We start from the raw sequence: 21,825 nt of genomic DNA on the forward strand, positions 1-21,825 counted from the left end.
TGTCCTGCTATTATGAGGCATTGAGGAGACGATGTAAATTTACGCGGAGACGTTCATCTGTGTTGTCGTGTCTTGCTTCACGCGCTTGATGTTCACTTTCATGAGAATGGCCGCAAACAGCGCAACGGCAAGCAAGATCGTGAACAACACGAACGCAGAGGTGAATTCTCCTGTACGCTCAAACGTCATTGAAACAGCCGTTGGACCCGCAATTCCTGCCATCGCCCAAGCGGTCAGTGTGTAGCCGTGAATGGCGCCAAGTTGCTTCGTACCGAACAAGTCTCCGATAAATGCAGGCAAGCACGCAAATCCACCACCATAACACGTCATAATGAGATAAAGCAGAATTGAGAACATCACTTCATTCGTCGTAAACGGAAGGGCAATAAACGCGCCGAGCTGAATGACAAAGAAGACAATATACATGTTCGCACGCCCGATATAATCGGAAAAACTTGCCCAACCAATACGGCCAATGCCGTTAAAGAAGCCCATCACCCCGACAACGGTCGCCGCAAAGGCACTTGAGGCCCCGGTGATCGTCTCAGTCATGTTGGCCGCTACCGCAAGCAGCATAATACCTGCAGAGATGTTAATAAACATCATGACCCACAACAAATAAAAACGCATCGTTTTGAGCGACTCATTCGCCGTCAACTGAGCCAAGTCGGTCGCCGCCGTACGTGGTTTCTCTTTCTCAGAGTCCGTTTGCATATTGGCTGGTTTCCAACCTTCTGGTGGCGGCGCCAAATAACTCGCACCAGCAATCATAAGGACAAAGTATAAAGACCCCAATATGTAAAACGTTGATGCAATCGAAACATTGTTCATTAGAAACTCCGCCAACGGACTCGTAATAAGAGCCCCTGAACCAAAACCGAGCACCGCCATACCTGTTGCGAGCCCGCGCCTGTCCGGGAACCACTTCACGAGTGTGGACACCGGGGCAATGTAACCAATCCCTAAACCAATCCCGCCAATCACACCATAAAAAGTAACAAACATTGCGAAATTTTCGATTTGAATTGAGAAGCCCGCACCGATCGTCCCTAAACCAAAGAGCAGCGCAGAAATAAGCCCCGATTTTCTCGGACCATTTCGCTCCACAAACTTGCCCATAAACGCCGCCGACATCCCGAGAAAGAATATCGCCACCGTAAATGCAACCGTAACAGACGTGATATTCCAACCTACAGAGTCATTAATCGGATTCTGATACACACTGTACGCATACACAGAGCCAATCGACAAATGAAGCGCAATTGCAGAGATTGCAATCAACCAACGATTTCGGTTTGCCTGCACACTAAAACCTCCTAAATATTAACGCAATTTCAACCACTATCGTAAATCGTTTACGTGCGGATGTACAGAGAAAACCCTTACTCATGTTAGCGCAGAGGGAGGGGTGGGGTGTGTGGTCTAGATCGTAAGACCTGCGATCTAGATTGCAGGTCTCCTGGATATTTTCAGAAGACACCTGGTTTTTTGGTTGGTGGGGATTCTGCGCTCTAGTTTGCTCTTTTTTACTAATTTAGCGACGATTTCGCAAAACTTGCGCGCAGATTCTCAGGGGAAGAGTGCCGACGACATGTCGGCCCCAGCGGTGCCGAAGCTAAACCGGTCTGGGTTCGGCGCGGCTCGTGCTGATGGCAATTTGGATCTTGGTTCCGTGGGACGGAGCTCATTCTGTTACCTAGTTTAGAGAATCTGTACTCGAGTTGTGCGTAAGTTTCCGTTGAGCGGAAAAAGTGAGGAAGCTGGGGCACAGATGGGCGCAACTAGGTAACAGTTTGGAGGCAGAACCGAGCCGAAACACCCGCTGACGCATATCGGCACGTCGGGTCTGGGCGTTTTGGCGTGGCATTCTGCGCTCCAGCTACCTTACAATTGCACTACATAGAAAAAGCGATCTATGGTGATTTTTTCAGGTGGAAAAAATATTTGCGCTCTGATTATAATTAACGAGAGGAGTGACAGTGATGAAAATTAGCAGTCAAGGCTTTGTTCTTGAATACATAAAACAGTTAGCAAGTGAAAATAAAGATTTGCATAACGAACTACAGCTCTATCGATCGGCTTTGGAACATTCTTATGAGGGCGTCATTGTTGTTGACCATAATGGAATTATTATTTCGGTCAATGAAACGTATGCGGCATTTATTAACCAAACTGCAGATGATGTTCGTGGTAAGCATGTAACTGAAGTTGTAGAAAACACCCGCATGCATATTGTTGCTAAGACTGGCTATCCAGAGATTGCAAACGTTCAAGAGATTAATGGCCATCATATGATCGCCAATCGTATCCCCATTATTATTGGCAACAAAATCGTTGCGTCGTTGGTAAGATCATGTTTCAAGATTTAGATGATCTTTTTAAGATGAACTCGCAATTTCGTGACTTCTTAAAGACGAAACTCTATGAATCTCCGAATGAGCAGTTAAAGGCGAAATATAGTTTCCATAGAATCGTGGGAAGTGACCAGCAAATTGACAAAACGCGGAAATTAGCGATGAAAGCGGCGAAGACAGATACAACCATACTAATCGAAGGTGAAAGTGGTACGGGAAAAGAGTTGTTTGCCCATGCCATTCATCGAGAAAGTAAACGTTCATTGGGTCCTTTCGTTCAGCTTCATTGTGCGGCGATTCCTGAGACGTTATTTGAATCTGAATTGTTTGGATATAAGGAAGGTTCATTCACTGGAGCAAAACAAAGTGGCAAAATCGGAAAAATTGCACTAGCGCATAGGGGAACTTTATTTTTGGATGAAGTGAGTGAAATGCCTTTAGCGATGCAAGTGAAGTTACTTCGGGTTTTACAGGAAAAAGAAATTGAACCGGTTGGTGGCATCGCCCCTGAGCCTGTTGATGTTCGTATCATTGCTGCTACGAATCGATCATTGGAGGAGCTCGTAAAGAAAGGAAGTTTCCGAGCGGATTTATATTATCGTCTACACGTAATGCCCATCCATATCCCATCACTAAGGAATCGCCTTCATGATTTTGGAACCCTTGCCCATTCTTTATTAAGGGAGCTTGAGCAAGAGATGGGAATTGCAGTTGCTGGGCTAACAAGACAAGCCGAAGAGAAATTAAAATCGCACACGTGGCCTGGAATATACGTGAGTTGAGAAATGTACTAGAACGGGCGATGATTCGTAAGGAAGATGAATGGATTGAAACGAACGACCTTAGCTTTTCAGCGATTCTTTCTGAAGAAGACACAGATGAAGAAACATTGCAAACAGCGATTGAGAAAGAGGAACGACGCAAGATCATTGCGGCGCTTGCGAAAGAAAATGGGGATGCAACAAAAGCGGCTTCAAGTTTAGGAATTGGTAAATCAAGCTTTTATGCAAAACGTTCGAAACATAACATTCCATAAATCAGGAAAATTTTCCGGAATTATGGAATGTGAAAGGTGTCCATGCTTAGAAACCCTTGATTTCTTGACATTTAATAATTGGCACACTTATTGCATTAGTGTTATGTAATCGCTTTCAATTTTGGATGATGGAGGGATCTAGGTGTTATTCAGTTTAATTGGGTTAGTAGGGGGTCTAACATACTTATCGTTTTGACGATGCGAGGGTGGAACTTATTAATTTCGACCCCTTTGTGTGCTCTGTTTTTAGCTGTCTTTAGTGGTATTCCATTGTTTCCTCAGCTTGTAGCAGAAGGAGATCCAAACCTTGTCGGAAACTATATGACCGGATTTGCAAATTTTGTCGGTCAATGGTTTTTAATGTTCTTGCTCGGATCAATGTTTGGAAAAGTAATGGAAGATGCACGAGCAGCAGACAGTGTCTCGAAGTTTGTCATTGATAAACTCGGCGTAAAGTATGCGATTGCAGCGATTGTTGCTGCGTGTGCGATTTTAACTTACGGAGGCGTTAGTTTATTCGTCGTAGGTTTTTCCGTATTTCCGTTAGCTTTAAGTTTATTTCGTCAAGGTAATTTACCGAGGCGCTTTATTCCAGCAACTCTTGCTTTTGGTTCAGTGACGTTTACGATGACTTCAGCAGGTTCACCAGAAATTCAAAACTGGATTCCGATGCCGATTTTAGGGACGTCACCTTATGCAGGTTGGCAAGTGAGCTTGATTGTTGCAATTTTTATGATTTTCTTTGGGTATTACCTACTTAAATGGATGGTTAACCGAGCAGTGAGAAAAGGTGAGAAGTTTGATCATCGTCCAGGTGATCCAGAGCCAGTCGAACAAGATTTACCAAGCCCATTGTTATCCGCAATTCCACTTGTTGTTGTGTTAGTCATTGCCTTTTTATTCCATGACACACTGGAACATTCTGCACTCATTATCGCACTTGCGAGTGGTATTTTTACGACTTGGATTTTAAACCGCAAATACTTAACGGATGTCTGGGGATCTGCTTCAAAAGGAACAATGGGTGCTTTGCTTGCGATCACGAATACTGCAGCCGTTGTTGGGTTTGGTGCAGTCGCACAAGCGACACCTGCGTTTAGTGCAGCGGTTGATATTGTGACTGGCTTTGATGGGAACCCGCTTATTGGTGCAGCCATTGCCGTCGGAGTTATTGCTGGTCTTACAGGATCATCTTCAGGAGGGCAACAAATTGCATTGCCGCTTATTGCTCCTCATTATCTTGATGCAGGTGTGAACCCAGAAGCATTGCACCGTGTTGTTGCGATTTCATCTGGTGCATTGGATACACTGCCACACGGCGGCTACGTTGTGACGACGATTCGAGCTATTTGTGGTGAATCACACCGCGTTGCGTATGGACCGCTAGCGATGGTTACAGTACTTGTCCCAATCATTGGAGTAATTCTTGCAATTATTTTATTCTCCTTTGGACTAGGTATCTAATAACAATAATAAAGGAAGGCGATATTATGACATCATTAGAAAACCGCGTTGCGATCATTACAGGAGCAGCAAATGGATTAGGTCTAGAAATTGCAAAATCCTATGTTAACGCTGGAGCGAAAGTTGTGCTTAGTGATTTGAACGAAGAAGTATTGCAAACAAGAGTTCAAGAGTTTAAACAAGATGGGTACGAAGTGATGGGGATTACGTGTAATGTTCAAAGTGAAGCAGACATTACACGTACAGTGCAAGAGACGATGACGACGTTTGGTCGAATCGATATTCTCGTCAACAACGCGGGAATGCAATATGTTTCATCGGTTGAGACGTTCCCAACGGTAACGTTTGAACGAATGATTGATATTATGCTTACTGGGCCTTTCCGCTTTATTAAAGAAGTGTTCCCAATCATGAAAGAACAACAATACGGACGTATTATTAATATGGCAAGTATTAACGGATTGATTGGCTATGCGGGGAAATCAGCTTACAATAGCGCAAAACATGGATTAATTGGTTTAACGAAAGTAACCGCTCTTGAAGGAGCAGCAGATGGGATTACCGTTAACGCTCTTTGTCCTGGTTATGTACGTACTGATCTTGTTCAAAAACAATTAGATGACTTATCAAAAGAACGTGGCGTCAGTGAAGAGCAAGTGTTAGAAGACGTCTTTTACCCGCTCATTCCGCAACGACGATTGTTAGAAACCGAGGAGATTGCCGATTATGCTCTCTTTTTAGCTCGTGAGCAATCTAAAGGCATTACCGGTCAAGCAAATACGATTGACGGCGGCTATACGGTTCAATAGCCCCGTGTTTTGTAAAGGAGAGAGGACCATTGAAACAAGTAACTGTTATTGGTTCAGGAGTGATGGGTCATGGCATTGCCCAGCTGGTAGCACAAGCAAATGTACCCGTCGTTCTCACTGACGTTTATGAATCATCATTAGAAAAAGCCACAGAACTAATAACTGCAAATTTGGCAATGCAAGTTGAACAACAAGCGATTAGCGAGAGTGAGAAAGAGCGGACGCTCATGACATTGTCAACATCGACGGATGTAATACAATCCGCTTCTAACAGTGATCTCGTGATTGAAGCCATTTCTGAGAAACTAGATTTAAAACATGAATTGTATGAAAAACTTGAAGAAGCGATTTTAAAGGAAACAATTATCGCATCGAACACCTCAACATTTTCACTTGAAGCATTAACGAAAAACGTCGCTCACCCTGAACGATTTATCGTGACGCACTTTTTTAACCCTGCTCAATTCGTTCCGCTTGTTGAAGTCGTCAAAGGCAATAAAACGACCGAAGATGTTGCGAAACGTGTGATGAACTTTATGGAGCAGGTTGGCAAACGGCCAATTTTACTTCAAAAGGATGTCCCTGGTTTTATTGCCAATCGGTTGCAAGCCGCCCTCGTTCGTGAAGCGTTTCATTTGTTAGAAGAAGGTGTTGCAGATGCAAGAAGTATTGATCTTGCAGTGACAGAAGGACCTGGCTTACGTTGGGGCTTTTCGGGTCCTCTTGAAACGGCAGACTTTGGAGGACTTGATATTTGGAAGAGTGTCGTGGAGAACTTGGCGCCTGAGCTTTCAGCAAAACAACAAGTACCATCGTTTATTGATGCTGCGATTGAAAATGGGAACTTAGGAACCAAAACGAGCAAAGGCATCTACTCGTATTCAGATGAAGTGATTCAATCGAGACTCGTGGAGCGAGATGAATATCTGCTGAAGATGAGTAAGGTGAGACAATAACAGCTTCACAACGGTTTATTGTTTATTTAATTAGGATGACACACTTTTTATGTCGAGGTTATATAACCAAGCTTAAATAAAATGGGAAAATTTTGAAATGCATTATTCGTTAGGTAGAAAAAATAGATAAATTCTCTTCATTGATTGTATTAAGTTAGTAATTTTATTGACTGGAAGGCTCAGATGCTAGAAACATGGATGTGGCGGCTAAACGATACAAGAGTCAATCAACGGCTAATAGATTTTTTTATCTAATCCTAATCTAACGAAGCCGACTGAAAAGAAGCTATAAAAATAAACGAGTTTCTCCGGAAGCTCGTTTAATTCTTAAATTCAAAAAGTAGAAGACATCCAGCTTGCTGAAGAAAAAGGATTGAGGGCACCCTTTGACGAGAAAAGGACGACCAATGGATAGACGAATTTCTGTATTACAATACAACTGGTGCAATGGTGGAAGAGGAGCTAACTACAGAGTGCCGCAAGTGAATTTTATGAAATTCATATACAAAGTAATGTATAATGAAAGTTAAACTAGCAGAGCGAACCCTAAGCGAACATAAAATCCCTAGCTGACCCGCACCAACTTTTTGGTCAATTGTGATAAACTATGTAATAGATAGAGGGATTGTCTTGTGCAAAATAACACAAGAAGATTGAATATGCAGACAATATAATGGTTATAGTATAATTATAAGCTATAATCGCAGTCGCACCCCGTGCGGGTGCGTGGATTGTAATACGTTTTCCCTTTGGTTGTGGGGGTGGCATCGAACCCTGCATCGACTGAAATAAAACTCCAGCAACAATGGCTCTCACAAACAACAAGCCCTGGATCTGTAAGACGGATCCAGGGCTTTGCTCATTCTGCTACAAGGAACTCTCCGAACTCGGTGGCTCACTCGTTATGCATTACTCAATAGCCATTTCCCTACAACTTATTCAACTCTTCCATCATTGCCGGGCGGTTTTTGTATTGCTGTTGCCACTTTGTTTTGAGGGCGGCGACGCGTTTTTCGCCGTCGGGATAGGGTTTCATTTTTCTTAGAAGTTTGACGATCTGTTGATAGTTCTTTCGGTTGGCGGTTTCTTCGGCCATTGCTTGAACGATTGATTCGTATTTTTCTAGCATTGCTTCGGGATATTTGTCTTTTAGAATATTTTCATACTCTAGCAGCATGATCGATGAGGATGATTGGACGAATGCTAGTAGCCGGTCGTATAGCTGTTCCACGTGGTACAGTCTGTGGATGGGAGCGGACTTTGGAAGCTGTTCGAATAGCACTTCGCGTTGCTCTGCCCACTCTTCCACAGTATATTGTTGTTTTAACTCGTTAAAGATCTCTACGTTTCCAGCGTGATGGTTCAAGGCTAAGTCCCATAATTCTTGGAGATAAGCCGAGTGATTTCCAGCTTGTTTGTATAAATCTTTTAATGTTACGCTGTCTCGAGCGACAATTCCTGGAAGATCTCCATTTCTGACTTTGCTCTCTTCTAACACTTCCACAGCTGTTTGAAAGTCTTTACGCTCTAGGCATCGTTCGACATAATAGTCTTTCACTCCGTTGAAGTGGAGGTGTTGTTTGCAATAGTCATCGATCTCACTTTGCTCGACGTTTTGCTGTTCCAATAACTCAATTTTTCGCAGCAACCATTTGTCAGTGTCATACGCGATTCTTTCTGTACGAAACAACGCCCTTAATTTCTTATCAACGAGCTGTTCTTTCTTTTTGAGAAAAACTTTCTCCGTAAATTGATCGAATAGGACAGCTTCCAAATATTCTTCCATATAATCAATGACGTGCCCGTCTAGTTGTTGAATAAACCAGTCGAACATGTCAACTTTTTGTGCCTGATCAGCACGGTTGATTATTTCTTGCCAATGCGCGACACAATGATTCAAGATGGTCACAATTCCCCCGCCAGAGTCGTCAATTGCCAAATTATGCATTTCCTTGAATGTATGATTAACGACTTCAAAGGCCTCAGAAACTTGACGAGTGTTAATCAGTAAATGTACATGTCGTCCAAGGTAGTCAGTGAGGTCCATTGAAAGCTCCCTCGCTTGGTAATAGCCAATAAAACCGTGCCGATCCTCGTACTCTGCAAAAATGTCGTTAATTTCTAGCTTATAGCGCTGAACATCACTTTCTGACAGAGGTACGCCTAGTTCTCCTTTAAAGCGCCCGAGTAGTTCACTGTTTTCTGACAAAATCGCTGTTAAAAACCCCCGTAGCAGCGTGTCATCTGCTCGTGCAACTAGATGAAAAATGTCTTCTGTCATATGGGTACTTTCGATGTGATTCAAATCGTTTCCCTCATCGAATTCATAGAGGACAGCCGCCATATGTTTGCAATGCTGATTTTCTAGCGCATACGGACACTCACAATACATCGTCCCTATTGATCCATCGATATGTTTTATTTGTACGTAATACAGATCCTGGCCTATAACATTCGCTTGGATCACGGTTGCTGTTACGTCAAGGTCTTCCACCAATTCATCAGCGTAATACGCATGGCCTCGATCTAAAATTTTTTCTGGAAATAAATGCTTCCATTTCATGTTGGGCAACTCCTTTGGAATGGTTGTTTGCCTAATTTACGTTCATTTTAGCAGAAAGGGTTGTTTCTATTAAGTGAAGAGGGGGGATGGGGTGGGGATTCTCTCCCACCCGAGTGGTGTGAAAGCCGGGGTGCGGAGTATGCGCCAAGGGTGGGAGGCGGCAATCAAAGGAGTGTCCATTAGTGCGTATAGTAAAGAACACAAGGAGTTAAAGGAAGCTATTGAGAGGTTTGATGTTTAGGTGGCGGGAGTATGTTCAGTCTTTTTCTAGAGATAAATTGGGACGATGAAGTTCCAACCGCTGTTATACTTTTGAACATAATGCGAAAACCCTCGTCCCCACATCGTAAAGTGACGATGTGGGGACGAGGGTGTAACGTGATTTGAGGTATGAAAATTCTTTGACGTTCTGTTCTTTGATTTACCCTCCAATTATGCTTAATAACCAAGGAGCTGCGTATAAAATCATAAACAATACACCGTAGTTTACGCCGTTGCGGTGGAGTAATCCTGCGACTAGTCCAATGAGGACGACGCCAAAGATATTAACCCATCCGGCATCCATGTAGGCAAGCATAAAAACGAGAGCCATAAATAAGCCAATTAATGCTTCGTGCGGGACGAGCTTGAAGACGAAGTTGCAAATTTGGTTGGCGTATCTCATGGCAACGTAGTACGTGAAGATCATGGCAATGGAAGCACCGATAATGGTAGCGATAATAATTTCACCCATGGACAGTTGATGGTGAATGTTGTTGCTTGTATCAAAAACAGGCGGTGCATTAAATAAGGCGTTACCTGGTCCGATTGCGACTGGAGAGAGTGGCAATCCAATGGCAATCAGCGGGATTAAAATCCCGGCCATATACGTTGCACTCGTTAAACTGTCCATCGTAGAGATAGCACGAGAGGCTCTTTTTACTGGGTCTTTAATTTTCCTCGAAAGAAGCTCGCCATAAAAGATTGTCATACCGACGGGCGAAAGGAAGAATGTAAGGGATCCAAGTAGAGAACCTGTAGAAGCGGAAGCCACTTCTTTTTTATTGAGTATTTTGAATGGGTTAGGGAACCCCCGATTGTCGTTAGACTCTTTAAATGTAATCACTTTATGGTCATAGCGAGGCAAGGCGTTTCTGGCATCGCGATTTAATAATTCAAACAAGCTGAACATGATTGGACCAATCGTAATGCCGAGAAAGAAGGAAATAAATACGGTCGAATCTTCTGGAATAATGCCGGTTGCCCAGTACAGCTCTCTTAACCCTTGGATCAATAAAGCAAACGGCAGTATGGCGACTAAAGATAACCATTTATTTTTTGTTAACAGTGCGAGAAACACTGCACCGAGAAAGAAGATAAGCCTTCATATCCAACGATTACATCTGCAACAGGCATGATGAAAATGGCAAGTAGGATACTTACAGGAATAGATATAATTGTACCGATGACTGAACCGGAAGCCATTTTTTGATGCTTTGATGAGATAAACCGTGAGATTTTAAGACCATAGCGGGTTCGACCATCGGGGCCGCCATGACTCCCCCAGGAATACCCGCGACAGCAACAGGAATTGAATCCGTTAATTTTTTGGCGGTGATCGCTGATATAAAGAACGCCAACACGGCATAAGGGGATAAGCCTGCTAGAATAAGCGCCAGCGTGACGGGGGCAAGCACAGCGGTTTCATCTGTGCCTGGGGCGACGCTATGATCGTATAAATGACCGCCCCTGCGACGCTGCTAAAATCATTTGTAAAATGATGACTGGATCCATCTGTACTTCCCTCTATTCTTCCGCTTGCTCTTCATGGAGCTTGCGCTTTGGTTTAATAATAATGCATGCGATGATAAAGCCAATGAAAGCACCGGTGAGCCCGAGAGCGAGTGGCAGCGGGGGCTCACTAGGCGCCAGAATATACCCCGCCATTGCAGGGACGACACAGAGTAAGATAGCAATGACCATATCACGAATCCCGACATGGTCTGCCCAAATTTCAACAAAAGGCTTGCGTTGTTCTTCATCCATGAGTTCGTTCACCTCTCAATTGTGTTAAATATTGTTCAGCAATATCTGATCTGAATTTGCCTTCTTTAACGAGGTATTGTGCTACTTCAGCTATTTCCTCGTTTTTGGCCCCAGCCATTAGAGCGATGTTTTTGGCATGAAGCTTCATATGTCTTTTTGAATGCCTTCAGTCGATAGCGCTTTAAGGGCGGTTAAGTTCTGAGCAAGTCCAACAGATGCGATAATCTCTGCGAGTTCGTTGGCAGATTGGATTTGGAGGATTTTTAAGTTTGCTTGTGCTTTCGGATGAACAGCGGTCGCTCCTCCGATTGTGCCTACGGCCATTGGCAATTCAATACTTCCTGTGAGATTACCGGCTTCATTCATCTCCCACTGAGTAAGGGAAGTGTAGTATCCGTTTCGACTTGCATACGCATGGGCGCCTGCTTCAACAGCCTTGTATCATTCCCCGTCGCTAACACAATGGGTGTAATGCCGTTCATAATGCCCTTATTATGAGTGGCTGCACGATAAGGATCACGTTTTGCAAAATTACAAGCTTCTACAATCTTCTGTACGACTTCTTTGCCGCCGATGTCTTCTTTTTTGATTTCACAAAATGCACGTACAAGCCGCTTGTCTGCGAGGTTGGAGATAATTCTCAGCCTGGCTTCGCCATTGGCAATCTTTTCAATCTTAGGTGCAATCTTTTCAGCCATCGTATTTGTGGCGTTCGCACCCATCGCATCCAAAGTATGGACGTGAAGATGGACAATGATCATCGCCGGTGGTGTTTCGAGTACTCGTACAGTGATGTCGTAAGCTCCTCCACCAAGCTGGTTTAGTACAGGATCTTGATCGTTTGCGAGTGTGATCAGCTCTTGTTTGTGCTGAAGGATCTTCATTTTCGCATGGTGAACATCCGATACACCTAGAATTTGAATTTGAGAAAACATTCCGCTTTCTTCTAAGCGGGCTGTGAAGCCCCCAGTTGGTCGTGTGAGTTTCGCTCCGTGACTCGCTGCAGCAATCACTGAGACTCCTCTGTCGCCATAGGGATAATGCGTTCCTGTCCATTCACGACAAAATTGACCGCTGCGCCAAGTGGAATTTCCATGACTCCAAAAGCATTCTCGACTAATTGATCGGACAGTTGATCGTACTGTTCATTCTCAAATAACTGCTGTTCTTCTTTTTTTAATCTGCTCGTCGAAAATATCAATTCCTTTCGTTCTTCAATTGTGCGTTCATGAAACTTTGAAAATTTAAAAGTCATATGGCTTCCCATCCTTTTATGTATTTAGTCGTGTTATTGAAATGCAAAAAGCGTTCCAACTTTGGAAACGCTTACGGATAGTACATACATATTGAAGTGTATACATTATGCACAAAAAACCACTAGAACCGTATACAAAGTATACATATTGTATACTTTGTATACGGTTAGTCATCGATCTCATAATATTTAAGTTTATTATAAAAGGTTCGTCGGCTCATATTGAGTAATTGCATTGCTGTAGATCGGTGGTTGTTTGTTTGATCAAGTGCTTCAATCATGGCTTCTTTTTCGATCGTTTCGAATCGTAAATACTGCTCAAGAAACGAGGATTCTTCATTTGGTGAGTAAGCACTTGTGGAACGTTTCATCATATATTCCGGTAAGTGGTCATTTTGAATTCGTTCCCCAGTATTTGTCATTGCAAAAGCATGTTCTAGCACATTGCGCAACTCACGTATGTTTCCGGGCCAAGTGTAGCTTTGAAAATGCGTTTTTGTTTCAGCAGATAACGATAATTGCTTGTTTGTCCGTTGGTTAAAATCATTAATAATCTCAGTAGATAGAGGCAATATATCTCTTTTGCGTTCACGTAATGGTGGGAGATGAATAGGAATTACATTCAATCGATAGTACAAGTCTTCTCGAAACCTTTTCATTTTCACAAGATCGTAGAGATTTGCGTTCGTAGCTGCAATAATTCGCACATCGATGGAAATGCTTTGTTCCCCGCCAATTCGCTCAATTTTTTTCTCTTGTAGTGCCCGTAATAATTTCGATTGCAAAGGCAACGGCATGTCCCCGATTTCATCAAGGAAGAGCGTTCCGCCATGAGCAAGTTCAAACTTACCTTTGTGACCCGAGCGGACTGCGCCAGTAAACGCACCTTCTACGTACCCGAAGAATTCACTTTCCATGAGAGTTTCAGGAATGCTTGCACAGTTCACTTTAATGAAAGGTTCTGCACTTCTCGAGCTTAGTCCATGCAACACATCGGCGGCGACTTCTTTACCACTTCCGCTTTCTCCTGTAAGGAGGATCACAGAGTCTGTCTGGGCAGCTCTTAAAAGTTTTTCGTTAATGTCGCGAAAGATCGGTTCACGTGACTCAATTCTCTCCAAAAAACGACGGGAGGGGACGTGACCTAGCTGTTCTTTTAAGTACGCTGTGTATCCCTTTAACTGTCGTAATTCATCTTCTAAAAGGCGAGTTTTCGTTGAATCACGAAAAACGGACATCGCTCCAATTTTCTTTTTATTGTAATCGTAAACCGGTGTAATGTTCGCAACAATTCTCACCCCAGTCTGCTTAAAGTCGAACGAAACATTAATTAGCGGTTGCTCCGTTTTTAGAACATCTACAATTCGCGTGTTAGATTGGATATCTTCAAGTTGCATGTTCGTAATGTCACGCTGTTTTATGCCTAATATTTCATAGTATGATTGGTTCGCATATCGTACATTCGCATGCTCGTCAATAATCAGCATCCCGTCGTGCATCTGGTCAAGGAATTGTTTAAACAATTCAAAGCCTCCTATTCAATTATTCATGTGGTTTTATTATAAACGAAACGGTTAAGTGTCGTCGCAGTGAAATAGGTGGAATAAAATCAACCTAGCATTAATATACAGAATACTATAAAATGTATATTACAATATGAAAATATAAAGTGTGGGCGATCAATGAACAGCATCTGGGAACAACTTTATTCAAAGAATGGATTTGCCGCTAAACAAATTGCAAAGAAACTTGTTCATTTGGAAGTAGGAGACCGCATTCCGAGGGTTACCGATCTGGTAGCAGAGTTTTCAATGGGCAGGGGCACCGTTCAAGGAGCGCTGCGTTTGTTAGAAAATATCCGTGCGGTTGGGTTTGAAGCGAGGGGACATTTAGGTACATATGTCGTCCAAAAAGATATGCCGAAGTTGCTCGAGGTAGCAGGTATCGGTCCGCTTGTCGGTGTCATGCCTTTGCCGTACTCAAGAAAGTACGAAGGTTTGGCAACAGGGTTGATCGCAGCGTTTGATGAACAGAATGTTCGAACCAATCTTGCGTATATGCGCGGGGCGTTCCAACGTATGGAAGCTTGAAGTCCGGCAGATATGATTTTGCCATTATGTCTCGTATGGCTGCTGAGCAGATGGTGGGTGAAGATGCTTCGTTGAACATGTCTGTTTTGTTTGGTCAAGGAAGCTACGTGTCAGGCCATGAAGTCTTTTTGCACGATCCGAGCAAGAAACAGATTGAAGCGGGCATGAGGTAGGGATTGACTATTCGTCACCAGATCAATTTGTTCTTACCGAGCATGAGTGTGCAGGAATTGACGTGACGTATTATGAAGCCAATTATATGCAACTTTTTGAATTACTTCGTGAAGGAGTGATTGATGCAGCAATTTGGAACCAAGATGAATTGCGTCTTGAGCCTAGTGTCCACAGGATGCCTTTTCAAACAACAGAAGCTGGGAAGTTAGCGAATCGCATTAGCGAAGCGGTTCTTGTCGTTGATGGAACGAATGAAGAGGTGGAAAAGAGAGTCGGTCAATTACTTGCATTGCGGGTACAACAAGTACAGCTTGAAGTAGAAAAGGGTAGCCGGCATCCTCGATATTAATTTATGATTAATATACAAAATACTGTACATTGAACAAAACGAAAGGAGAGACGTCATGAGTATTCAAGAACGATTGGAACTTCTTCTAAATGGAGATGTGATTAGCCAAAAGGCGGCGAGCATTACGTCTAAAGCCGCAGATCGCTTACCGAAGAACGCATCTACGGATCACGTCACGATGCTTGTCACGCATCTGGCAACTGCATTGACCCGCATGGAGCGCGGGGAGGAGCTGGATAAGCCAGCGCCTGCATTGGTTAAAGAAGTAGAAGCAATGAGTATAAAACCGGAAATACAAAACGAACTGGTGTGGATTGAAGAACAAGTAGGTAGTAATTTGCCTGAAGAGGAACGCATTTTTCTTAAAATTCATTATGCAACACTATTCAATCAATAGGAGGCGTTACGAATGAAAGTAGTGATTGGTGGACAAGTGGACAAGAAAGAAGTAGAAGCGCTCGTCAAAGAGTTTGGCGGGGATGTAGAAACGGTTGTTAAGTCAGATGTAGAGGCGGCAATGGCAGTGAAGTCGGGTGCTGCAGACTACTACGTTGGGGCGTGTGCAACAGGTGGTGGGGGTGCCTTAGCGATGGCGAGAGCCATTTTAGGTGGTCCGCAATGTGAGACGGTATCAATGCCTGGACGAAAACCGAATGAACAGAAGATTCAAGAAGCGGTGAATGCAGGGAAAAAGGCGTTTGGATTCACTGCGGATCATAAGCGGGATGCTGTTCAGATGATTATGAACGCTTTACAAGCAAAATCATGCTAAAGGAGGGTCATTACAATGGGGATGGATATGATTATCATCATATTGATTGGTGCACTCGGTGCACTTCTTTCCAATCGTAATATTGCGGTCTTTAACGATGGGTTGCGTCCAATCGTCTCTGAGCATATTGAAGGGACGATGAGTCGACGTGACCTTGGGTTAACTGCTTTTGCGATGAGTTTTGGGCTCGTGATTGGCTTTGGAATTCCATTTACGTTAGCGGCGAGTATTATCCTCGTTCATGCCATCTTTCTAGGAACCGATATTATCGGTCTGATGACACCGAAAAACCGATGGGGCACTGCTGTGGCAGCTGCCGTCGGGGGTGCATATGGAGCAGGGATTCTTATTGGGCTTGAAGCATTTGTACAACTGTTCGAATACTTACCTGTGAATTTCCTTGAACCGCTTGAGCAGGTCGGAAACCCGGTCGTTGTTGCGTTCATGGTATTCCCAGCCTTAGCGGTTGCGTTCCAATTTGGCATTAAAAAAGGTATCGTGACCTTTGCGGTTGCAGCGATTGTCAGACAACTTGCTGTTTGGCTTAATGAAAACGAGCTTATTGCCTTTGGAGATTCGGTCGTCGCTTTGAACCAGGAAGGGATGGCGCTTATTGCCGGAATGGCCTTCCTGCTCGTCTTTGCGATGAAAGAAAAGCCAGAAGAAGGTGGTTCTGGCATTGATTTGGCGAGTGTCTTTAGCGAAAAAGTAAAACGCATAAAACAACATGTTATTTATTTCATGATTATTGGTGGACTCATCGCAGCTGCGACGAACATGTGGTTAATGGCAGGGGACCCCATTTCACTAAGTGTCCTTGCTGAAGGAAATCAAACAGATGCCGGAATAGCGGCGGCAGCTCGAGCACTAGGGTTTATTCCACTTGTTGCGAGTACTGCCATTGTGACTGGGGTGTACAGTCCAGTTGGATTTACGCTCGTGTTCGTTGTTGGGTTGTTCGCACCGAATGTATGGGTGGCGGCGGTTATTGGTGCACTCGTTATTATGGGTGAAGTATTCTTACTCAATGCGATCGCCCGCTTTATGGATAAATATCCGGGCATCCGTAATTCTGGAGAGAATATCCGTTCAGCGATGACGAAAGTTTTAGAAGTGGCGCTTCTCATTGGTGGTGCGAATGCCGCGAATGCCATTATGCCAGGCTTTGGTTTCTTCTTTATTGCCGGCTTGTACTTGTTGAATGAAGCCGGAGGTAGACCGATCGTCGGCATGGCCATTGGACCCATTGGTGCGATTGCCATCGGTATACTTGCAAACATTTTCGCAGTCATTGGCTGATGTAAAGGAGGCGATGAACGTTGATCCAAACGGTGACAGGGCGAATTACGCCAGAAGAATTAGGGGTTTGTGCAGCGCACGAACACTTGACAATTGATTTATCGAGGATGAAAAAAGACCCGGATACTTGCTTGGATGATCCGGACGGAATGGTCAAAGAGTTAATCGCCTTTCGTGAGGCAGGCGGAGAATCAATGGTAGAAGTAACCAATGATGGCATGGGGCGGAATACGCCCCTGCTTGCCGACTTGAGCCGAGAAACTGGTGTAAAGATTATTGCGAGCACAGGCTTTTATAAAGATCCTTATCTACCGGAATTTACGGCAGGATGGGGGGCAAAACAGTTTGCCAGTCACATCGTTTCGGAAATTCGTACAGGTATTGACGGTGTTTTTCCGGGCGTCATTGGTGAAGTCGGTACGAGTCATGAGGAAATGAAGCCGATCGAAGAGCAACTCCTACGAGGAGCTGGGATGGCTGCCATCGAGACAGGTTTACCTGTAACGACACATACAACACTCGGAACGCTTGCACGAGAGCAGATCGATTTGTTTGATCAGATTGGCGTGCCGATGTCCCAAGTCATCATCGGTCATCAAGATTTGAATACAGATTTTTTATCCGTTCTTTATGCGGTACAGGCGGGTGCATATGTGGCTTTTGATACGATTGGAAAGACGAATTATCGTCCAGACGAAGACCGTCTCGACAGCCTTCTTGAATTGTTAGATCAAGGGTTTGGGTCGCAAGTGTTGCTTTCAGCAGACCTTACGAGAAAATCACATTGGAAGAAGTATGGTGGACCCGGGTACGGGCTTGTACTTGAAGGTTTTGTTCCCCGCTTATTGTCCGCAGGACTTACAAACGAGGAAATAAGAAATTTATTTGTCGACAATCCTGCTTCCGCTTTTTCTATAAAGGAGTCGTGACGGATGTCATCTATTTTACGAACGCTTAGTATCGAAGAAGCAAAAGATATGCAATTTCGTTTGGTCGAAACGATGAGTCGCCATTTTAACGGAGAGACGATTTTTCAAGGCGGCGATCGGGGCGTACACCCGAAGTTCAAGCGACCAAAGACAACCGTACAAGTGGAAAGCATGTTAGCTGACTTCTTTCAAAGTCAGTCGGCGGCACTCGTCCGTGGGTCAGGGACAGGCGCCATTCGGACAATTTTGGCGGCGCTTTTAAACCCGGGGGATACGATTTTCGTCCATGATGCACCGATGTACACAACGACGAAAGAAACCTTTCGTATGTTAGGCTTTCACGCGGTTGTTGTTGATTTTCACGATACAGAGAAGCTGAAGACGGTACTAAGGAATCAAGAAGCGCAGTTGTTTTATATACAACATGCTCGTCAACAACCAGAAGATACGTATGACTTAGAAAGGGTCATTCAAACCGTGCGAGAAGTGTCTCCCAATTTGCCAATTGTTACGGATGATAATTATTGTTCCTTGAAAGTTCCTGCCATTGGTGTGGAGCTTGGCGCTGATTATTCAACGTTTTCTGGTTTTAAAGTGCTCGGACCTGAAGGGATTGGTGTGATCGTCGGAAAGCGTGAAGGAATCGATGTCGTTCATGAACGGAATTACTCGGGTGGAGGGCAAGTCCAAGGGCCTGAAGCGCTTGACTTGATGCGAATGATGACGTTTGCCCCTGTGTCACTTGCGGTACAGAACGAGCAAGTCGAAGCGTTGCACAAACAACTAAATGATGGGGTAATTCCGGAGGTGAGGGCGGCGTACATGACGAATGCGCAATCGAAAAACGTCATTATTGAATTAAAGGCCCCCGTCGCCAAAAGAGTGATTGAGCGTAGCGGGGTGCATGGCGCAGCTGTCTACCCTGTCGGTGCTGAATCTCGATATGAAATTTTGCCTATGATTTACCGGGTATCCGGCAGTTTTATTGCCTCTCACCCCGAATTGGCAGATTACGGTTTGCGCATCAATCCGATGAAATCTCACGCACAACATATTTTAGATATCCTGCGTCGTGCGCTAGATGATGTCCAGGAGGAATAGCTCATGTTTCTCGAAGCGACAAAAAAAAGAAACCCAAATCTTATTCATTCAGCTGTAGATCTTCACCAAGCGGCAGATATTCCACCGAACACGTATGTAATTGATATGGATACGGTTGCCGCGAATACGCGAGCTCTTGCTGAAAAGGCACGAGAGCATGATTTCTCATTATACTTTATGACAAAGCAGCTCGGGCGTATTCCTAAGCTTGCACAATGGATTGCCAATCACGGCATTCAAAAAGCGGTCGCCGTGGAATGGAACGAAGCCAGCCGCTACACGAGAGCGGAATCGCCCTCGGTCACGCCGGACATCTCGTTCAACCAGGCAAGCATCAATGGCCGGACCTTTTGAAGATGAACTTGGAAGTGGTCACCGTTTTTTCGGCAGCTCGTGCCGCGCAAGTGTCAGCGGCAGCCGCATCTCTTGGCATCGTGCAACCTGTATTGTTGCGCGTCATTGAGCGCGGAGACCGTGTTTACCCATCTCAAGAAGGCGGGTTTCAGTTGGCGCACTTAGCTGAACAATTGCCACAACTTCTCGCACTACCTGGCATTCGTATCGAAGGGGTCACATCGTTCCCTGCTCTTGAATTAAAAGAGAATCAACAACTGGTGCCGACGACGAATGTTCATACGTTGCATCGCGCGGTGGCGTTATTGCAAGACGAAGGCATTGATGTCAGGCAGATGAATGCACCGAGTGCCACGAGCTGTGAGACGATCCCGATGCTCAAAGAATTAGGGGTGACACACGGTGAGCCAGGCCATGCGTTGACCGGAACGACTCCGTCCCATGCAGTGAACTTTGATTTGAAAGAAAAGCCAAGCATTGTGTACGTAAGCGAAGTATCCCACGACCACTATGTCATTGGGGGAGGGTTCTACGAGCGCGGCAATATTGAAAGCGCATGTGTAGGGACGGCGAGCCGTGACTTACGAACCGTACGGGCGAAGCAACCGAAGATTGGGTATATCGATTATTACGGCTCTCTAGATGAAAACGAAGACTATGCCCCTGGGGAAAGCGTCGTGTATGCTTTCCGAACGCAAATCTTCGTGACCCGTGCAAATGTTGCTCTCGTGAGCGGGATCCAAGCAGGCAAACCAAAAATTGTCCATTTTGAAAGGAGGTATTAGACGTGGCGAAAGCAACGTTGCTCGTGTTGGACGGGTTTGGTGTCGGTGCGATGGAGGATTCACCAGATTCAGGTGCGAATACGTGCAAGCACGTCGGTGCTCAGCTACCTGCTTTACATCGGTTGGGGCTAACCGCTGTTACGGAAGGGAAGCCGAGTAAAGTGGCCGCCTACGGGCAATCGGCATTGGCTCATTGGGGTGCTGATACGTATATGGGGCATCAAGAGTTGGTCGGGACGATCCCGAAACGCCCGCAACAAAGACTGATGAAGGATGTTCATCAAACGATTGCCACAGCACTTACAAGAGCCGGTTACGATGTCCGGTATCCGTGGGACGATTGCCCAATTCTGCTCGTTGAACAATTCGTGTTGATCGGTGACAACCTAGAATCAGCATATGGCAACATCATTAACGTAACTGCAGATCTACAGCAAATTTCGTTTGAAAAGGTAAGAAATATTGGTCGATGCGTTCGTGAATCGGTGGATGTGAGTCGGGTCATCGCCTTTGGAGGACCGAACACGTCGATTGAGCGTATTCTGTCTGTCGTGAAAGAAAACGAACCTGGGCAATGGGGCGTAGACACACCCAAATCCGGTGTTTATGGAGAAGGGTACGAAGTTTATCATATGGGATATGGCGTAAATATGGCCGGACAATTTCAGTCCATTGCCGAAAAGCAACAACTTCCCGTGTTTCGTATCGGAAAAACCGCAGACGTTTTGCACGGTGGTGGGTACGCCAACCCTGTTGTGGATACGAGCAACGTACTACAAACATTAGTTGAGCAATATGAGAAGGCACATACTGATGCTGCCTTCCTTGTGAATGTCCAAGAAACGGACCTCGCAGGTCACGCCGAAGATGTTCAGTGGTATCGGAGTGTACTCGAGACGGTCGATCAGTGGTTAGAAAGTTTCCTTGACCTCATGAACTCTGATGATATTTTAATCATTACCGCTGATCACGCAATGACCCAACGATTGGGCATTCCCGCCATACCCGCGAATATACACCTATCCTCGTCATCGGTGAACAAATTTCTCCGGTCTCTATCGGCACTCGCACAACGATGGCCGACATTGGCGCCACACTTGCTGAGTACTTTCATTTACAAGCGACCGAATCTGGTAGCAGCTTTTTAGGGGGGATTATAAAACATACAAATAACATGGAATGAGGTGCAGGATTTCCGCCGTTTTTGCAAGGCTGAGAACCGGTCGACGTGCTCCAAAGATGAGCAATTGTATTTACAAAATGGTTCAATTGGAAACAAAATCACCCATCCGTGAAAGGTTTGGCTTCGTTCTATTTCCAATCGATGGACTTCTCGTTGCATACAGCCGTTTATGGAAGCCGGTCGTGAGAGCTTTTCACGATTTTCAGCATATGCGGTAGTGACGTTTGCTCGTTTTTTGGAATTTCTAGGAGGTTGGCGATCTATATAGAATGAACTAAACATTTTCCTCGTTGCGTAGTCTGTTGTTGCTTTCCACTGCAGGCGGAT

General features: G+C 44.7%; 18 protein-coding genes and 4 pseudogenes. 16 read left to right on the forward strand and 6 right to left on the reverse strand.

Annotated features, from left to right (window positions below):
* Positions 1 to 39: 39 nt before the first annotated feature.
* Positions 40 to 1,305, reverse strand: a complete 1,266-nt coding sequence (locus JCM19037_RS19325; protein WP_042403875.1) for an OFA family MFS transporter — start codon at positions 1,303 to 1,305, stop codon at positions 40 to 42.
* A 677-nt stretch (positions 1,306 to 1,982) separates the two neighbouring features.
* Between JCM19037_RS19325 and JCM19037_RS27800 the strand changes: the two genes are divergently transcribed.
* The 6 genes and pseudogenes from JCM19037_RS27800 (at position 1,983) to JCM19037_RS19345 (ending at position 6,619) form a co-directional block, all read left to right on the forward strand.
* Positions 1,983 to 2,369, forward strand: a complete 387-nt coding sequence (locus tag JCM19037_RS27800) for a PAS domain S-box protein (protein WP_052364097.1) — start codon at positions 1,983 to 1,985, stop codon at positions 2,367 to 2,369.
* Entirely contained in the window at positions 2,354 to 3,136 is a 783-nt protein-coding gene (locus tag JCM19037_RS27805) for a sigma-54-dependent Fis family transcriptional regulator (RefSeq protein ID WP_052364098.1), read from the forward strand. Before JCM19037_RS27800 ends, JCM19037_RS27805 begins: the two co-directional genes overlap by 16 nt.
* Positions 3,133 to 3,390, forward strand: a complete 258-nt coding sequence (locus tag JCM19037_RS27810) for a helix-turn-helix domain-containing protein (RefSeq protein WP_052364099.1) — start codon at positions 3,133 to 3,135, stop codon at positions 3,388 to 3,390. The genes JCM19037_RS27805 and JCM19037_RS27810 overlap by 4 nt, the downstream gene beginning before the upstream one ends.
* Positions 3,391 to 3,532: 142 nt before the next feature.
* A pseudogene (locus tag JCM19037_RS19335) lies at positions 3,533 to 4,854 on the forward strand (GntP family permease).
* Positions 4,855 to 4,880: 26 nt separating this feature from the next.
* Positions 4,881 to 5,663: a 3-hydroxybutyrate dehydrogenase gene (locus JCM19037_RS19340; protein WP_042403877.1), complete on the forward strand. Its 783-nt coding sequence runs from the start codon at positions 4,881 to 4,883 to the stop codon at positions 5,661 to 5,663.
* A 29-nt stretch (positions 5,664 to 5,692) separates the two neighbouring features.
* On the forward strand, positions 5,693 to 6,619 hold the full coding sequence (locus tag JCM19037_RS19345; RefSeq protein WP_238544820.1) for a 3-hydroxyacyl-CoA dehydrogenase family protein: 927 nt from the start codon (positions 5,693 to 5,695) through the stop codon (positions 6,617 to 6,619).
* Between the two features lie 928 nt (positions 6,620 to 7,547).
* Here JCM19037_RS19345 and JCM19037_RS19350 read toward each other — a convergent pair.
* Entirely contained in the window at positions 7,548 to 9,182 is a 1,635-nt protein-coding gene (locus tag JCM19037_RS19350) for an SWIM zinc finger domain-containing protein (protein WP_042403879.1), read from the reverse strand.
* A gap of 91 nt (positions 9,183 to 9,273) precedes the next feature.
* Between JCM19037_RS19350 and JCM19037_RS24660 the strand changes: the two genes are divergently transcribed.
* Complete coding sequence (locus JCM19037_RS24660; protein ID WP_238544821.1) at positions 9,274 to 9,423, forward strand: RuBisCO large subunit C-terminal-like domain-containing protein; 150 nt, start codon at positions 9,274 to 9,276, stop codon at positions 9,421 to 9,423.
* A gap of 180 nt (positions 9,424 to 9,603) precedes the next feature.
* Here JCM19037_RS24660 and JCM19037_RS19355 read toward each other — a convergent pair whose 3' ends face one another.
* The 4 genes and pseudogenes from JCM19037_RS19355 to JCM19037_RS19370 form a co-directional block, all read right to left on the reverse strand.
* Positions 9,604 to 10,521: a tripartite tricarboxylate transporter permease gene (locus JCM19037_RS19355; protein ID WP_307189881.1), complete on the reverse strand. Its 918-nt coding sequence runs from the start codon at positions 10,519 to 10,521 to the stop codon at positions 9,604 to 9,606.
* 446 nt (positions 10,522 to 10,967) lie between these two features.
* The gene (locus JCM19037_RS19360; RefSeq protein ID WP_042403880.1) at positions 10,968 to 11,207 is read right to left on the reverse strand and encodes a hypothetical protein; all 240 of its coding nucleotides are present in this window, start codon (positions 11,205 to 11,207) and stop codon (positions 10,968 to 10,970) included.
* A 144-nt stretch (positions 11,208 to 11,351) separates the two neighbouring features.
* Positions 11,352 to 12,474, reverse strand: a pseudogene (locus JCM19037_RS26290) (hydroxymethylglutaryl-CoA reductase, degradative).
* A 155-nt stretch (positions 12,475 to 12,629) separates the two neighbouring features.
* On the reverse strand, positions 12,630 to 13,985 hold the full coding sequence (locus JCM19037_RS19370; RefSeq protein ID WP_081829458.1) for a sigma-54-dependent Fis family transcriptional regulator: 1,356 nt from the start codon (positions 13,983 to 13,985) through the stop codon (positions 12,630 to 12,632).
* 159 nt (positions 13,986 to 14,144) lie between these two features.
* On the opposite strand from JCM19037_RS19370, the pseudogene yhfZ reads away from it, so the two are divergent.
* From yhfZ to JCM19037_RS19415, 9 genes and pseudogenes are all read left to right on the forward strand, one after another.
* Positions 14,145 to 15,075 (forward strand): annotated as a pseudogene (gene yhfZ / locus JCM19037_RS27815) (GntR family transcriptional regulator YhfZ).
* A gap of 55 nt (positions 15,076 to 15,130) precedes the next feature.
* Positions 15,131 to 15,472 carry a PRD domain-containing protein gene (locus JCM19037_RS19385; protein WP_042403889.1) on the forward strand — a complete coding sequence of 114 codons (342 nt, stop codon included), beginning with the start codon at positions 15,131 to 15,133 and terminating at the stop codon, positions 15,470 to 15,472.
* Between the two features lie 12 nt (positions 15,473 to 15,484).
* Positions 15,485 to 15,847: a DUF2620 family protein gene (locus tag JCM19037_RS19390; RefSeq protein ID WP_042403890.1), complete on the forward strand. Its 363-nt coding sequence runs from the start codon at positions 15,485 to 15,487 to the stop codon at positions 15,845 to 15,847.
* A 15-nt stretch (positions 15,848 to 15,862) separates the two neighbouring features.
* A complete protein-coding gene (locus JCM19037_RS19395) occupies positions 15,863 to 17,146 on the forward strand; it encodes a YhfT family protein (protein WP_238544822.1) in 1,284 nt (427 codons plus the stop codon).
* Between the two features lie 20 nt (positions 17,147 to 17,166).
* On the forward strand, positions 17,167 to 18,075 hold the full coding sequence (locus JCM19037_RS19400; protein ID WP_042403892.1) for a phosphotriesterase: 909 nt from the start codon (positions 17,167 to 17,169) through the stop codon (positions 18,073 to 18,075).
* 3 nt (positions 18,076 to 18,078) lie between these two features.
* Positions 18,079 to 19,176, forward strand: coding sequence for an aminotransferase class V-fold PLP-dependent enzyme (locus tag JCM19037_RS19405; RefSeq protein WP_042403894.1), 1,098 nt, complete (start codon positions 18,079 to 18,081; stop codon positions 19,174 to 19,176).
* Between the two features lie 3 nt (positions 19,177 to 19,179).
* Positions 19,180 to 19,530, forward strand: coding sequence for a hypothetical protein (locus JCM19037_RS29635; RefSeq protein WP_307189883.1), 351 nt, complete (start codon positions 19,180 to 19,182; stop codon positions 19,528 to 19,530).
* On the forward strand, positions 19,434 to 20,315 hold the full coding sequence (locus tag JCM19037_RS19410) for an alanine racemase (protein ID WP_307189884.1): 882 nt from the start codon (positions 19,434 to 19,436) through the stop codon (positions 20,313 to 20,315). The genes JCM19037_RS29635 and JCM19037_RS19410 overlap by 97 nt, the downstream gene beginning before the upstream one ends.
* Before the next feature lie 50 nt (positions 20,316 to 20,365).
* Positions 20,366 to 21,498 (forward strand): annotated as a pseudogene (locus tag JCM19037_RS19415) (phosphopentomutase).
* The last annotated feature ends 327 nt before the right edge of the window (positions 21,499 to 21,825 follow it).

This window comes from Geomicrobium sp. JCM 19037 (assembly GCF_000698105.1).
GTDB lineage: Bacteria > Bacillota > Bacilli > Bacillales > Marinococcaceae > Geomicrobium_A.